At 45.1% G+C, this 15140-nt stretch carries 21 protein-coding genes; all 21 read left to right on the plus strand.

Annotated features, from left to right (window positions below; all coding sequences use genetic code 11):
- Positions 1-132: 132 nt before the first annotated feature.
- The 21 genes from C7N83_RS01010 (at position 133) to C7N83_RS01110 (ending at position 15098) form a co-directional block, all read left to right on the plus strand.
- A complete protein-coding gene (locus C7N83_RS01010) occupies positions 133-414 on the plus strand; it encodes a hypothetical protein (RefSeq protein ID WP_106739974.1) in 282 nt (93 codons plus the stop codon).
- A 13-nt stretch (positions 415-427) separates the two neighbouring features.
- The gene (locus C7N83_RS01015; RefSeq protein ID WP_146135065.1) at positions 428-682 is read left to right on the plus strand and encodes a hypothetical protein; all 255 of its coding nucleotides are present in this window, start codon (positions 428-430) and stop codon (positions 680-682) included.
- On the plus strand, positions 672-929 hold the full coding sequence (locus C7N83_RS01020; RefSeq protein WP_106739978.1) for a lipopolysaccharide heptosyltransferase: 258 nt from the start codon (positions 672-674) through the stop codon (positions 927-929). Before C7N83_RS01015 ends, C7N83_RS01020 begins: the two co-directional genes overlap by 11 nt.
- 9 nt (positions 930-938) lie before the next feature.
- Positions 939-1151, plus strand: a complete 213-nt coding sequence (locus C7N83_RS15600; RefSeq protein WP_245911080.1) for an excisionase family DNA-binding protein — start codon at positions 939-941, stop codon at positions 1149-1151.
- A gap of 115 nt (positions 1152-1266) precedes the next feature.
- Positions 1267-2238, plus strand: a complete 972-nt coding sequence (locus C7N83_RS01030) for a tyrosine-type recombinase/integrase (protein WP_245911081.1) — start codon at positions 1267-1269, stop codon at positions 2236-2238.
- Between the two features lie 293 nt (positions 2239-2531).
- Complete coding sequence (locus C7N83_RS01035) at positions 2532-3212, plus strand: lytic transglycosylase domain-containing protein (protein ID WP_106739980.1); 681 nt, start codon at positions 2532-2534, stop codon at positions 3210-3212.
- 66 nt (positions 3213-3278) lie between these two features.
- Positions 3279-3596: a hypothetical protein gene (locus tag C7N83_RS01040; RefSeq protein WP_003759653.1), complete on the plus strand. Its 318-nt coding sequence runs from the start codon at positions 3279-3281 to the stop codon at positions 3594-3596.
- Positions 3597-3616: 20 nt separating this feature from the next.
- The gene (locus tag C7N83_RS01045) at positions 3617-4048 is read left to right on the plus strand and encodes a VirB3 family type IV secretion system protein (protein ID WP_106739981.1); all 432 of its coding nucleotides are present in this window, start codon (positions 3617-3619) and stop codon (positions 4046-4048) included.
- Positions 4049-4055: 7 nt separating this feature from the next.
- Positions 4056-6338, plus strand: coding sequence for a VirB4 family type IV secretion/conjugal transfer ATPase (locus C7N83_RS01050; protein ID WP_106739983.1), 2283 nt, complete (start codon positions 4056-4058; stop codon positions 6336-6338).
- A 159-nt stretch (positions 6339-6497) separates the two neighbouring features.
- Positions 6498-7160, plus strand: a complete 663-nt coding sequence (locus tag C7N83_RS01055; RefSeq protein ID WP_106739985.1) for a TrbJ/VirB5 family protein — start codon at positions 6498-6500, stop codon at positions 7158-7160.
- A 21-nt stretch (positions 7161-7181) separates the two neighbouring features.
- Positions 7182-7388: a hypothetical protein gene (locus tag C7N83_RS01060; protein ID WP_003759644.1), complete on the plus strand. Its 207-nt coding sequence runs from the start codon at positions 7182-7184 to the stop codon at positions 7386-7388.
- 59 nt (positions 7389-7447) lie between these two features.
- Entirely contained in the window at positions 7448-8428 is a 981-nt protein-coding gene (locus C7N83_RS01065) for a TrbL/VirB6 family protein (RefSeq protein WP_106739986.1), read from the plus strand.
- A 21-nt stretch (positions 8429-8449) separates the two neighbouring features.
- Positions 8450-8911, plus strand: a complete 462-nt coding sequence (locus tag C7N83_RS01070; protein ID WP_106739988.1) for a cytochrome C oxidase subunit III — start codon at positions 8450-8452, stop codon at positions 8909-8911.
- A gap of 18 nt (positions 8912-8929) precedes the next feature.
- Entirely contained in the window at positions 8930-9091 is a 162-nt protein-coding gene (locus tag C7N83_RS01075) for a pesticidal protein Cry5Aa (RefSeq protein ID WP_106739990.1), read from the plus strand.
- A 194-nt stretch (positions 9092-9285) separates the two neighbouring features.
- Entirely contained in the window at positions 9286-10026 is a 741-nt protein-coding gene (locus C7N83_RS01080; RefSeq protein ID WP_106739991.1) for a VirB8 family type IV secretion system protein, read from the plus strand.
- Entirely contained in the window at positions 10023-10862 is an 840-nt protein-coding gene (locus C7N83_RS01085; RefSeq protein ID WP_106739993.1) for a TrbG/VirB9 family P-type conjugative transfer protein, read from the plus strand. Before C7N83_RS01080 ends, C7N83_RS01085 begins: the two co-directional genes overlap by 4 nt.
- Positions 10859-12088: a type IV secretion system protein VirB10 gene (gene virB10 / locus C7N83_RS01090; RefSeq protein WP_106739995.1), complete on the plus strand. Its 1230-nt coding sequence runs from the start codon at positions 10859-10861 to the stop codon at positions 12086-12088. The genes C7N83_RS01085 and virB10 overlap by 4 nt, the downstream gene beginning before the upstream one ends.
- Before the next feature lie 93 nt (positions 12089-12181).
- Entirely contained in the window at positions 12182-13279 is a 1098-nt protein-coding gene (locus C7N83_RS01095; RefSeq protein ID WP_106739996.1) for an ATPase, T2SS/T4P/T4SS family, read from the plus strand.
- Between the two features lie 182 nt (positions 13280-13461).
- Positions 13462-14241 carry a hypothetical protein gene (locus C7N83_RS15105; RefSeq protein ID WP_245911082.1) on the plus strand — a complete coding sequence of 260 codons (780 nt, stop codon included), beginning with the start codon at positions 13462-13464 and terminating at the stop codon, positions 14239-14241.
- Positions 14242-14244: 3 nt separating this feature from the next.
- Complete coding sequence (locus tag C7N83_RS01105; protein WP_106739998.1) at positions 14245-14619, plus strand: hypothetical protein; 375 nt, start codon at positions 14245-14247, stop codon at positions 14617-14619.
- Between the two features lie 74 nt (positions 14620-14693).
- Complete coding sequence (locus tag C7N83_RS01110) at positions 14694-15098, plus strand: single-stranded DNA-binding protein (protein WP_106740000.1); 405 nt, start codon at positions 14694-14696, stop codon at positions 15096-15098.
- The last annotated feature ends 42 nt before the right edge of the window (positions 15099-15140 follow it).

A 15140-nucleotide genomic window follows, 5' to 3' on the forward strand; every position in this document is an offset into this window, starting at 1 on the left:
CTGAACCATTTCAGACGGCCTTTAAACCGTTAATCTTAGCGCAGGGCTTCCACCTGCTCCCCAACCTGTTACCGGTAGTCAGTCTCTATCAAGGACATCTCGAAAATACAGCAAAGACTGATAAGACGTGATATGGGCGAATTTCTGATTGAGCTTGAAAAGCAGCAAGAAGCCATTACGCAAGCGGCGGCAGAACTCAAAACCTACCGCGAGCAAATACTGGCCGATTTGTTGCACAAAACCAATGAGCAGTTGGAAGAGAGCGAGGGGCATCTGTATGGCGCAATTCAGAAACGGATTGCAGTACACACGGAAGCGCAAATCAATGAAGTGGTTAAAACCATGCGTTACACGATGGTCGCCACGGTTGCAGTTTGCCTTGCCTTGATACTCATTGCGAAATGGATATTTTGACAAGGAGCAGGAAATGGCTGTTTCTGGAGATGAAGAGAAGTTCAGACAATCCATGCTGAATGGCGGTTACGAACGGCTGATTGCCAAACCGCCGCATAAGCTCAACGAATGGCCGTTGAGTAAAGTAATTGAGTTTAAAAATTCACTTTATGAAGCGAATACGGCTTATGCCCGTCTCAAGGCCGGACAAAACTATTCCGCCAGCTTCTTCAGAAACGCCAATCGTATTTTGCAGTTTTATCAGGAGAAATCGCAGAATGCTGATTGAAGAAAAGCGTGTAGTGGCCACTATCAAGGTAGATGCGGCATTCTCGCCGACAGAGGAGGAATACCCGCACTACTGGCTAATTCCGTTTGATACGGACAAGCAGGGTTATTTTTGTTTGAGTTTCTACGTTAGTCCAAACAGTTATTTGATGATTGAACCAAGAATCAAGCGGTATCAGGCGGTTAAAAAATTGGTGATGTTGTTGGAGACTGCCTCTTTCAGTATTTATGAAGTGGCCAGACGGTAGGAGTAGGCTATGTTTGTAACTTATGATGTTGAGGGTGTAGCCGAATTATGCAAATGCCACGTTGAAACCATACAGGAGCATATCCGGGAAGGTCGTTTAAAAGCGAGCAAACCCGGACGTGCATATTGTATTACACAAGCCGCGCTTGACGGGTTTTTGCATGAACTGGAAAATACCCAAATGCAGGCATCACTCGAACGCAGGAGTGAAAAAAATGCCTAAATACAATAACGGAATCTATGAGCGAAACGGAATTTAGTATATCGACTTTATCGCACCCAGCGGCAAAAGAGTTAGACGATCTGCTAAGACCAAGAACAAACGTGAAGCGGAAGAATTGAGGGATAAGCCCAAACATGAAGCATGGCGTGTTTCAAATCTTGGTGAAAAACCAAAGCGAATTTGGGATGAAGCAGCAGTTCGCTGGATTCAGGAAAAGTCGCAAAAGAAAAGCATTGATGGCGATATAGCCAAGATACGCGCCCTGACACAACTTCAGGGCGTTTATCTTCACCATATTGACCGTGATTTAATACAAGCCATAGTTGGGAAACTACGCTGTAAAGACAGTACCAAAAACCGCTACCTTGCATTGATACGCTCAATTTTAAGAGCAGCAGTCAATAAATGGGAATGGCTGGATAAAGCCCCGCATATTGAACAGTATCGGGAGAGTGAAAGCCGTATTCGCTGGTTGAAGCCGGAAGAAGCCCAAAGGCTGATTGATGCTGCAAAACCCCGCTATTTTGCTGATTTGATTATTTTCAGTTTGAATACAGGGCTTCGACAGACAAATGTCTTAGGGTTGAAGTGGAATCAGGTTGATTTAGAACGGCGTATTTGCTGGTATCATCCTGATGAAATGAAAGCCGGTAAAGCTCTAGGTGTCGTGCTCAATGAAGCAGCGGTTTCGGTATTGGAACGTCAAATAGGGAAGCATCAAACTTTCGTTTTCGTGAACAAACGTGGTAATCCGATAACGGAGATAGATAGCCGGTATTGGAAATACTCGCTAGAGCAAGCGGGAATTGAAGATTTTACTTGGCATGATTTACGCCATACTTGGGCAAGCTGGCTTGTTCAACGTGGTGTGCCGCTGAGAGTGCTTCAGGAGATGGGTGGTTGGAAAACTTTGGCTATGGTTCGGTTCAGAGGTATGCACACCTCACGCCGGAGCATTTACACCAACACGCTCATGTTCTGCATGATCTTGTCGGGAACTTGGACACAGAAAATGCGCTATTTGGCACAAATAAGGCACAAGAAAAAAAGACAGCTTAAGAAATTAAGCTGTCTTACTAGAATTTAAAATCTGTAAGTATCAGTAATTAATAAATATTATTGGTGCCCGGAGCCGGAATCGAACCGGCACGACCTGTTTAGGGTCGACGGATTTTAAGTCCTTTATGTAAAACCTAACCCATTGTTTTTAAATAGAAGTGAAGTCTGCACATACCATCACATACTATTTATTTCAATGTGTTTCAGTCACAAAATGGACACACCCCAAAGAACGAAAATCCAAGCATTCTAACTTTCAGTTTGCTCAGATTTTCGTTTTTTTATGTAAGTATTGTAGAAAATGAAGGATGTGAACAAAACATGAAAAAAATCTTGAAACTGACAACCTCACTCTTTGTTCTCTGTCATTCATCGGCGTTTGCCGCCGCCCCATACCCGCAATATGAGGCTTTAGTTGAAAAACATGCCGCATTGCAACGTTTGGATAAAAACATTGTATGGGCTGTTATGGGCAGGGAAAGTAGTGGCAACCGTTATGCCCTGTCTAACAAAAATGCACGGGGTCTGTTACAGGTTATTCCGCCAACGGCAGCACGAATGGGGGTCAACCCCAAATACCTTTACGATCCGGAACAAAACATCATCGCAGGTACTCGTTACCTGCGTTTTTTATGTAACCATTTTCCTGATAGATCCAGTATTCACGGCTGTAATCTTGACTTAGTGCTTGCCGGCTATAACGCCGGCGAAGGAGCAGTTCGTAAATATGGTGGTATTCCACCATATCGGGAAACCCAGCACTATGTGCGCAACGTCAAAGCACGTTACGCACGTTTAAGTGGGAAAAATCCTGCTGCAATACAACCTGTTCCGGTAACGGTTGCCAATAAGAAAACTTCGGATTCGCCATACAGAAAGGTAGTATTCTCAGAATCATCCAATTTCTCTGATACACCTGTCCGAATTGAAAGAGGAATACATCAACAAGTTGTTCTACAAAAACCAGAACCTAAGTCTTGGGATGTTTTCGGTGATTTTTAATACACGACCTTATGGTCGTTTTTTTGTATCCGCCATATTGGCGGTCTTTTTTTTGGAGCTTCAAAAATGAAATATGTGAGTGAAAACACCCGTCAATGGGTAAAAGCGGTTTTGTTTAGTGCAATGTTGGGTGGTATTCAGACGGCTTTGGCCGCCGGCGGCCTGTCAACCGGAGAGAGTACAGTCAAACAATGGTTTCAAGAGTGGTACAACATTCTGGCTATTGTTGCAGGTGTGGCAATTGTCATGGTTGCTGTTGGCGGTTATTTTCAAGAAAAAACTATTGGAGACATTCTTCGGGTTTGCGGTTGGATTTTTCTGTTCGGATGCGGACCGGCGTTGGCGGCAGGGATTATTAAAGCAGCAAAAAGCGTTAACTTCTAATTGACACAGGGTGAATACGGATGAACGGATTACCCGAAATCAATATTGACACAGAGTACAGTTCTTATGAGGGACTGTCACGTGTCGCCATGCTGGCCGGAGTTCCTATTATTCCGGGCTTTATTATCTTAGTGGTATTTATGGCTACCGCCATGTTCCTTATGCCTGTTTACGGTTTGAAGGCTTTCGGGATTTTCCTGCTGGCCCTGCCCTGTATCTATTTCTTGAGGGTGCTCACGAAAAGAGATGATCAGGCATTACGTATATTGGGTTTGGAAATTTACTGGTGGTTCGTCCGGAGGAAGTCAAATCTTTTCGGTGACACCCTAACCATTACAGCAACCAAATTTGGAAGAGACCGCGATGATTACATCCGATTTATTAAGGAAGAAACTGAAGAGGCAGCCGCCGCAGCAAAACTTTTTTCCGAAAGTCAGTCGGCACGTTGCTGAGCACATTGTGCATTATGAAAACGGCTACTTGGGCTTTACCGTTAAATTTGACGGTATTCCGTTTGAAGGCGTGAATGACGGGCACTTGATAGCGGCAAACGAAACCCTCAAAAGGGTTTTGAATGCCGCTGGCAAGCAATATGGTAGTCGGCTTGCCATATGGACGACGCTCCAACGGCAGAAAATTGATTTGAAAAGAAACTATATTTTCAAAAATAACTTCTGCCGACAGTTTGCAGATCACTATATCGAACAATTCAACCAAAAAGACTATTTTGAAAATTTGTTCTACTTATCAGTCGTCTTGAAATACCATGATTTTTCAGATGGGGTTGAAGAAACGGCGGAGCTGTTGGATTTGATCGTAAAAGGATTAAGCATATTTGATCCCGAACCGTTGGGCGTTTATGAAAACGAGAACGGGGTGGTATTTTCAGATGTCTATCAATTCTTTGGAACACTTTGCAATGGGGGATTAAGGGAAAATATTCCCCTAACCCCTTCTGCGGCATATAAAGTCATCCCTACTGCCGACCTGCATTTCGGTACGGATATTCTGGAGATCAGAAGTGCGGAACACCGCAAGTTTGCTACCTGCTATGATTTGAAGGACTTCGGCCGAAGTAAAATTATGACTTTACTGCCGGTCTTGTCACTTCCGTGTGAATTTACGCTGACGCAAAGTTTTATCTATACGGAAAATGCTGATATGCAGTCGGCCATCAACCAACAGCGTAACGCTTTGAAAAGTGCAAAAGACGAAGCGACGGATCAGCAGGATGAACTGACTTTGGGTAAAGGCGAGCTGTCTGCCGGACGCACCATGTTCGGCGATTACTCCGCTTCCCTCGTTGTATATGGGGATACCCCGAAAGCCGCCCGTAAAAACGGCTCGACGGCGATGACGGAGTTCCTCAATGCAAACGGATTCCGTTTTGTCCATGCAGCCGGTTCAATGCCCTCAACCTTTTTCAGCCAAATTCCGGGTTACAAACAGCGTCCACGGATGATGCCGAAAACAACCACCAATCTTGCCACCGTATTCGGAATGCACAACTATTCGCAAGGGAAAAGCTGGGGCAATCCGATTGGCGACGGTTCGCCGCTGATGCCGTTGAAAACGCTGTCAAACACCCTGTTTAACCTGAACCTGCATTACAGCCGCAAAGACATTAATATGCGCGGCAAACGGATTGCGGGACATACTTTGATTACTGGAGCAACCGGTACGGGTAAAACCGCTCTGGAAACCGCAATTCTGACCTTTATGGCGCGGTTTGATCCTTATCTGTTTGTTCTGGATTTAGATAGGGGGATGGAAATCTTCGTTCGGGCATTAGGCGGAACTTACTACGCGGTCGAAGAAGGCGTTGACAACGGTTTTAACCCGTTCCAACTGCCCGATCAGCCGAAACACCGTAGTTTCTTGTACCGCTTGGTCAAACAATGTGCCGGCGGCGCAGACGCTTCGGAGGAACGACAAATCAAGTTGGCTGTCGATACACTCTACGAACTGGAGTTTGACCTGCGTAATTTCAGCACCCTGCTGGACAACTTGCCATACTCTACCGCACCAAACTCTTTGCGTACGCGTCTCTCCAAGTGGTGCCGCAGTGAGGGCGGAGAATTTGCATGGTGCCTGGACAGCCTGTCAAACCGCTTTGATCCGGAAGCGTTTTTCCGTATCGGTCTGGACGTAACCTGTATCTTGAAAGATGATTACGAGCCGACAGGTCCGGTATTGGCTTATCTGCTGTATTTGAAGGAAATAATGGCAGACCGTGTGGCAGATGAAGGCAGTTTGATGGCTTCAGTCATTGCCGAGTTCTGGTATGCCGACCGGTTTGATATTACAGCCGATTTGATGCTTAAAACACTGAAAACCGGCCGTAAATCAGGTGAGTTTTTGATTTTGGATTCCCAGTCGCCGGAAGATGCTGCCAACTCTCCCAATTTTGCGGCCATCGTACAGCAAACGCCGACCAAAATTTTCCTACCTAACCCTGACGGCAGCAAAGAATCTTACATGAAATGCGGCCTTTCCGATAAAGAATGCGCCGAACTTCTCAAATTACCGCTTGAAAGCCGTATTTTCCTGATTAAGCAAAGTAAGCAGAGTACGTTCGCTACTCTTGATTTACACGACTTTCATGACGAGTTGGTCGTACTTTCAGGCACATCAGAAAATGTTGCCCTGATGCACCGCATTATGGAAGAAACTGGCAGCGAAGACCCCGATGTTTGGCTGCCACTGCTTTATCAGGCTGTATCTGGTAAAACATCCACTTAGTTCGAAGGAGAAAAGCTGAACGCAGATATTCACTGAAATATAAACACATAGGCCGTCTGAAACTGTTTTCAGACGGCCTTTTACTTTCCTGCCGTTTACGGACGGCCTCCCCCTTCCGCCGCACAATGCGGCATTTCTCATTATTCGTAGGAGATTTCCATGAAACTGTACAAAGTCAAAAAAACAGCGGTGGCATTAGCTTTGGGTCTGATGGTTGCTACCTCTGCCCCGACGATGGCGAGCGGTATTCCGGTTTTCGACGGTGCCTCTGTCGCCCAAGCCATTCAGCAGGGTGTTCAATTGGGGCAACAAATTCAAAACCAGATCAAGCAAATTACCGAATTGAAGAACCAAGTCAAAGCCCTGACCGGCAACCGTAATTTGGGCAATATCCTGAAAACCGACGCACTTGAACAACTGCCTGATGAGTGGAAATCGGTTTATGATGCAGCCATGCAGACGAAAGATGGGAACTTTAACAATCTATTGAGTTCCAAAGGCTATAATCAAAACGCGGATAATGAGCGTTTGATCAAACATTTTGATCTTACTCTGAAAGCCATCAAGGATTCAGAACTACGCTTCCAAAACATAAAGGCGTTGATGGATAGGGTAAATACTACCCAAGATGCGAAAGCGGCCGCAGACCTGCAAAACCGTATCTCCTTGGAAAAGGCCTATATCCAACAGAATCAAACTCGGCTGGATATGATGGAGCGGTATATGGCGCTGGATGAAAAAGTCCAGTTTAAGAAACGACAGGCATATGATAACTGTCTCCGCGATAACAGAATTAATAATACAAACAAATCGTGTAGTTAAACCATTAATAGGACATCTGAAATGAAACTTCATCTGTTGGGACTGATCTATGCAACATTATTATTGTCCGCCTGCGGTCAATCCGAAGAAGAAAAGTTTTATGAGAAGATGAACAAGGATATGGAAATCAGTAAAATCCAACAAAAACGTGATAATTGTATTCGAGATAACAGAATCAATAACACGAATGTGGATTGTGATAAAAAATTTCCTGTTCCTGAAAAATAACTACCGAATAACCCTGCAAAACCACCGTTCCGACGGTGGTTTTTTTATTGGAGACGTTTATGTCAACCTTTTTTGCCGACGTGGCCAAAACGCTTGGGGCGGATTTGGGGCAGAATCTTCTGGATAAGACCGGGGATTTTATTGGGCAGATTACACCGCTGTTCGTCGCCTGTTTTTCTTTTTATGTACTGCTTGTCATTTGGGATTATTACAATTCTAGTCTTGATGTTCTGGCAGTGGATTTCATCAAAAAATGCTGCGGATGGATGTTGATTATCGGACTCTCGTTGGCTCCGGCGACTTACATGAAACTGGCCCATATCATTTACGGAATGCCGGACGAGATTGCCGGAATCTTTGCCGGCGGCTACAAAGTGGATGCGTCGGCAATGGATGCCAGTTGGAAATTGTTGATGGACTTATTAGATACTATTTCAAAACTTCATGAAAAATATCAATGGTATGATATTGGAGTTCATTTTGGAATAGTTATCAAAATAGGTTTGGTTATCACGATTTGTGGAGCATTGGTTGTTGGGCTCTCTTTTGCCTTTTATATGGTTGCTAAGGTATCGCTGGCATTGGTGTTGATGATAGGCCCTTTATTTCTCGGCTGCCTGTTGTTTCCGGCAACGCGGCAGTACGCGATCAACTGGATCGGCCAGTGTCTGAACCATATTCTGACCTGCACGATGTTTGTCCTGTTGGTTAAAATACAGATGGCGGCATTTGATAAGGCGATTAACATGGCTTTAAGTGGAAGTGCCTTCGATTATGTTTCTGCTGAATTACTACCACCGCTGTTTTTGTTACAAACCATCATCTTCCTAGTCGTCGTTTTCAACATTCCGAGTATTGCCTCAGCATTGACGGGTGGTGCGGCTGTGTCGGGTGCTTCCCGTCATATGATGTCTCTCGTAAGCGGTTTAGGTACTGCGGGCCGTTTAGTAGGCCGGGCCGGAACTGCCACACTCAATGCGGCCTCCAATCGCCGTAGTGGCGGCGGTGTCTCCCCGGTATCCAACAAACGCCCATCTTAATTTAATCGATAGGAGTCGAACATGACTGCACGCCTGTCTTGGGTTGCGTATATCCAGTATTTTGTTATAGGCATCCTGCTCTATCTGTTTGTTGTGTCTTCTACCTTTGCCATTATTTCAGGGATACTTGGCTTGACATTAGGTAAAAGCGCGGCACAAACGGTATTGTACGGTCTGACACTGCTGTATCTGCTCGGGTTCGGTTGGATACTGTTCCGACTCTCCTGTTGCCGTGCCTATATGGATGAGACCGGTGTATGGTATTACAGCGGTCTGTTTCCATGGTCTGAAGGTATTCGCGGCATTCGCTGGGAAAACTTTGATCAGGCACAGTACCGGCAAAGTATTTTCGGCTGGGCTTCTCATAGTTATACCATCTACCTGCTCGACAGATATGGAAGAAGCGTTACGGTCAAAAACCTGCATAACGGCCGCGACTGGAGCGCATTTGTTAATGATTATGCCTTTGATAACATCAAATAAAGGAGAGGAAATTCCATTATGAAAATGTTGCTAGGAGTTGGTATCGTGTTCGGTTTAGTATTTATTGCCTATTTGAACCGCCATAACAACATCGGCCCTGCCATTATGATGGCTTTGGTGTTCCCTATCGCATTGGTAGGAATGGCCAGTTCCGACCGCAGAGATTGGTACGACAACTGATTTATACCTGAGCGTTAAAAGCCCGACAGTATCCACTGTGCGGGCTTTTTTCTACTTTTAAAAAAGGAAATTGATATGAAAGTAATTTTATTGGCTGCACTTGCCGCCGTTCTGGCCGCCTGCTCCTCCGCACCCAAACAACCTTATGGGCAGGCATTTCCGATTAACGTTCAGCAACATACCGGAGCACGATAATGTTTTTCCGTAAAAAAACCAAACAACCGCAGAATGAAGAACAGTTGCAGAAAGAGCAAAAAAAGCGCATCGGCAAAGAAGTAGATCAAATGATCCGGATGGCACTGGGATTTGAAAAAACCTTGGTGGATATCGCACAGCAAAATGCAAGCACTTGGAAGCGCGTCGGTATTGGCGGACTAGTTATTGCAGGTTTGTCTGTTGTTGCCGTTACCAGTCTTACGCCCTTAAAAGAGGCCTTTCCCTTTGTTATCGAAGTAGATAAGACTACGGGAGAGACCAATATCGTAACTACTATTAAAAACAAACAGATGACTTACGATGAGGTGATTAATCGACACTGGCTGCGCCAATATGTCATGTTCCGAGAAGGTTATAACTGGAATACGGTTCAGGCGACCTATGATACGACAAAACTCTTCAATTCTCCCGAAGTTCAAGCCAAATACCGAGCTTTTTACGAAAGTCCAACTGCACCGCATAAGGTTTTGAAACAAAATGCCGAAGTGCTTGTAAAGGTGACCAATATCTCGTTTGTAGGTGATATGGCGCAGGTACGGTTTGAAAAACGGTTGGTTCCTGTGGGTAATTCCGAAATCAAACCGGCACCGCCGCAAAAAATGATTGCCACTATTGCCTTTGAGTTTAAGACAACCCCAATGACCGAGGCGGTTCGAGATATTAATCCTCTGGGCTTTCAAGTGTTAAGTTACAACGTTACCGAAGAGGTTGCGCAATGATGAAAAAAACCTTGCTGATAACCGGCCTTGTGGCCGGTTTGTCTTTTCAGACGGCTCTGGCCGCAGTCAATCCCAACCGCTCACCATATGATAAGAGGATTCAAAGTATCAACCATAATCCATATGATGTTGTGGTTGTAAGGGCAAAAGTCGGATATGCAACTTTGCTTCAGTTGGAGGATGGAGAAACGGTTGATGTTGCCAATCCCGTGAATGAAGGTTTGGTAACGGGATATGGTAAAGCCTGGGGGGTGAAGGTTCGCGGAAACAATATTTTTTTCAAACCAACCAAACCCCAACCGTCCACCAACTTATTGATGGTATCCAACAAAAAACGCCGTTATTCGCTTGATTTAAAAATGGCAGATCAAAATCATCCACCTACGTTTGTATTGGAATTTCTCTATCCGAACGATGTCCGCAAACGGCAACAGGCTGAAATGTCGAAACAGGTTGAAGCTGCTGCCGTTTTACGTGCCAACGAAGCACGTAATCCTAGCGGTGGCGACTATAACCGGAATTATTGGGGGCGCGGCAAAAAATCATTGGCACCGACCGAAATTTACGACGACGGTCGTTTTACCTACTTCCGTTATGACAATGCTAAAGATTTGCCGGCCGTATTCAGAGTAAAGGCCGATGGATCTGAAGCTGCCGTAAACAGTCATGTTGAAGGCGATACGTTGATTGTCCATGAAACGGCAGAAAAATTTGTTTTGCGGCTGAATAACGCAGTTCTCGGTATAGAGAACCGCAGTTACAACCCGCAAGGTAAGTTCAATCTGACCGGCAGTACTCAAAGCCGAACCGTCCGTATGAAAAAGGATAAAAAATGAAGCAAAACGAAATCAGACCCGATGATGAACAACCGAGCCTGCAAGAACGTATCGGTGACGACAGCATTGAACGCGGCATTCCTACCGACCTAAATGTTAAAAGCAGGAGCACCATGAAAAACATGATGTTCCTGTTTGCTGCATTGGCTGTTGCCGGAGTTTCCGCAGCCGCTCTGTTTAATTATTCCGGAGGTTCCGACGAAGTAGAGAAAAAAACGGAAGAGGAAGTGGTTGACGGTAAGGCAGACAGTAAAAATTTTAAAGCAGAGCAAGATGAAATTTTAGAAATGGCTCCCGATACTCCGCCAGCCGCAGCATCCAAGCCTGCCGCGGCGAGTGAAGCAAGATCTGCATCAAATCCACAGCCTCCGAAAACGGACCCTGAAACGGGATCTGAAACGGTCGTTAGAAAAGAAATTCCGCCTGACGAGCGTTTTGATGTGGATCTATCCCCTCAAGGCATGGATGGAGGAACAGTTTCAGGCGCTGCGGCAGCCACACTTACTAACATACGCCCTGACAGTACGGTTGTCGGAGAAACGGATGTAGGTTCGTCAATCTCTTCGGGCAACCCGCTGACCGCAAGACTGAGCCCTGGAAATTATAAGCCTACCGTTGCTGAAAGTCGCGGCGACTTAACCTATGTGTTGAATCGCGGTACGGGTATTCCCTGTGTCACTACCACAAAGATTGTCACAACCCATCCCGGTTTAACCCGTTGCCAAGTGGCACGTGACGTCTATTCGGCCAACGGCAAGACGGTGCTGGTTGAGCGTGGTTCTACCATTATCGGCGAACAGACTTCCGCGCTGACACATGGTCAGGCCCGAGTTTTTGTTTTGTGGAATACATTGGAGACACCGGAAGGCATCCGTGTGGCCCTGGACAGTCCCGGCGGCGATTCGCTCGGCGCATCAGGGCATCCTGCCAAAGTGAATTATCACTTTTGGCAGCGGTTCGGCGGTGCCATCATGATCAGCATGATTGGCGACATAGGCAACGGATTCAGTAATGGACAGAACCGCACGTCGGGTAATAACAACCACATTTCGTATGAAAATACGGGTAATACCGCACAGGAAATGGCTACCGAAGCCCTGAAGAACAGCATCAACATTCCACCAACCGGATACGTCAATCAAGGCACGGAAATCATGGTCTTTGTTGCCCGTGATGTAGATTTTTCAGGGGTATATGAAAACGTAACGGTCTCCAACCGATATTGACCCGAAGCCGCTCACTTAAAAGGAGCGGCTTGTTCTATAACTGCCACTGACTGGCAGTTATAGAACAAGCCGTTAATAACAAAGGAATATGTAATGGTTCACGATAATTCTGTTTCGTCACGCAATCTACTGGACAAGTTGAAGCTGACGGAATATCTCAATACCCCTGGAGTAACCGAAGTATTCATAAACCGACCTGGGGAAGTGTTTCTTGAAGATGCCGACGGCTGCCGCCGTATTGAACGACCTGATTTACCCCTGCCCGTATTGGAAAAACTGGCAAATACACTATGTACTTACAATAAAAAGCATATCTCATACGAATCCCCCATTCATTCGGTAACGCTACCCGACGGTGAGCGCGGCCACATCATGATGTCCCCCAGTTGCGAAAACGGAACGGTTGTTTTTGCTTTCCGCAAACCTTCGAACAGCCGTTTCACGATGTCGGACTATCTTGATACAGGTCGTCTGAATGGTTTTAACGACGTATCGGGGCACGGCGTGGCAGAACGTCGTACAGAGTCGGAAATCGAAATAGAGAGCCGCTGGGTCCGTGACGTATCCGACAGGATGAAGCTACCGTCTGACGTCAAATTGACCGACTGGCAGTACAAAATGTTGGAACATAAAGCCAACGGCGAACTGAATGAATTTTTCAGAATTGCGATAGCACAGAGGTTGAATATTTGCATGGTAGGCGGTACGGGGTCGGGTAAGACTACGTTTACCAAGACACTGGCCGACATGATTCCCACTCATGAACGGCTGGTTACTATTGAAGACACTCACGAACTCGATCTACCTTTACACCCTAACCATGCACATTTGTTTTACAGTGGGCACATCACAGCCAAAATGATTATTGCGGCGTGTATGCGGCTTAAACCTGGACGGATTTTTTTGACGGAATTAAGGGGTGATGAGGCTTGGGACTATCTTGCCGCTCTTAATACCGGACACCCGGGAGGACTGACTTCCGTTCATGCAAACAGTGCTCGTGATGTTCATTACCGCATCATGCAGTTGGCCAAAGAATCAGCTACCGGCCAAACTATGGATCCCAGTTATATTCTTAACACTGTCCGTTCCACTATTGACGTGATCTGTTACTTTGAAAAAACCCGCATGACCGAACTTTACTTCGATCCTGTCGAAAAATACTACGCTATGCAAGGGCGTTTACAGTAATACAAGGTCGTCTGAAAACTTTTTCAGACGACCTTTTTACCTTGTGAAAAGAGTTGGATATGTCTGTTTACATAGATGATGAGGGACTTGGGGACTAACATCATCAAATATCATCGTATATGCGATTTTGCCTATAGATGAAGAATCCTATAAAATTGTCAGACATTAAAGAGAGGTTTGAAATGGCTGTTGCTGAAACTATTACATCAACTGTGAAACAAAGGCTTGATCAAGCACTGGAGCAAGAAAATCCGCGCCCGCTGCTGCTTTCCGGATTGGAACGGGATGCAAAGTCTTTGTTTGGCACACCGGACGCTTCTTTCGGTTATCTGATACTGGGTATACTGGATGCAATCAATAACCGTAAGAACAATTTCGACAAACACTTTGATTTTATTTCAGCACCGGAAGTCCTGAATAATGCTAGTTTTTACAGGTTGATTGGTTTAAACAGAATGGGATATTTTGATGATGCAATCGTATATCTAGAAGAAATGTTCAAGGCCTCCAGAAATACAAATGACCCTTTATTGTTAAGAGCGCTGGCTCAGCTCGGAATGTTGTATGGTTTTATGGAGCAACCCGGACTGATTATCGAACGCCTTAACATGATGACATCCCACAACCCAAACCAAAACGTTGGTCTGATACGTTTGTTGCAACTTCTGAAAAATACAAAAATCAAAGAAGCTGTTTTAGTTTCTGTAATTTTAGCTGGTAAAGAACTACTAAAAGAAAAAGGGTTTCAGATACCTACGTATGCTTTCCATTATTCAGTAGAATTAGATAACGTTATTGAATTAAGAATGCTCTGTTTTTGCAATAACCTTGCAAAGTTGGTAGAAGCTGACGAAGCATTGTCAGCCTTATTGATTGATATGGAAGATTCGGTTGATTCAAATCTGATAAATTTCAACATCTCCTGTCGACCATTCAACTCCAGTCACGGAATAGGATGTTGAGATATGATTGAGCCTCAAGACTTTATGTCAAGTGGAAAATTAATGCTTGGTAATGTTGAAATAAACAACAGGAATGCCATCAGCCGTATCTATTATGGTGTCTATCATATAAGTCTGAATTTTGCCAGCAACTATTTGGGATTTACCTATGAATCAGGGCAATCTAGACACAAGCAACTCATTAATTTTTTCAAATCCTGTAACGATAGGAAGCTAAAAGTCATCGGAAGACAAATGGAAAAACTCAGAAATGCCAGAAATGAGGCAGACTATTCTCTTGAAAGTTTTATTTCGTCTGATGATGCTAAATATGAATTGCTACGAGCAATACAGACCATTACCCAAATCGAACAACAGGAAAAGACACAATCTCCGTAATATCACGCAAAACTCAAAGCCATCCGAAGTTTAGGATGGCTTTTTTATACCCAGCAATTTTGAAAGGATAGTAAATGCCGTATGTCAATAAAATCGAAATTATGGGCAACCTAGGACGTAATCCAGAATTACGGTATATGCCCGACGGTCGGGCGGTTACGAATGTGTCAGTAGCCGTACAAAAAACGTGGAATGACCGTGAGACGCGCGAACAGAAAGAGCGCACTGAATGGTTTTCCGTCATATTGTACGGAGGACAGGCAGAAACCGTATGCAGACTGATGGAAAAAGGTGACTGCCTGCAAGTATGGGGGGAAGTACAGTCTCGGCAGGTTCAGGGGCGAGATGGCTCTGAAAAAACCGTGTTCGAAGTAATTGGCAAAGAGATGCAGATTATACGAACCAGCCCTCGTGAAAGGGTTTCCGGAGGTATTCACGACATGATGAAAACTTCCGTCGGACAGCCGGTTCAGAAATAACGGCTGGCACAACCACCTGCCACATACTGAGTTTTCTATGCC

This window comes from Neisseria iguanae (assembly GCF_003013245.1).
In the GTDB taxonomy this organism is placed as follows: Bacteria; Pseudomonadota; Gammaproteobacteria; order Burkholderiales; family Neisseriaceae; genus Neisseria; species Neisseria iguanae.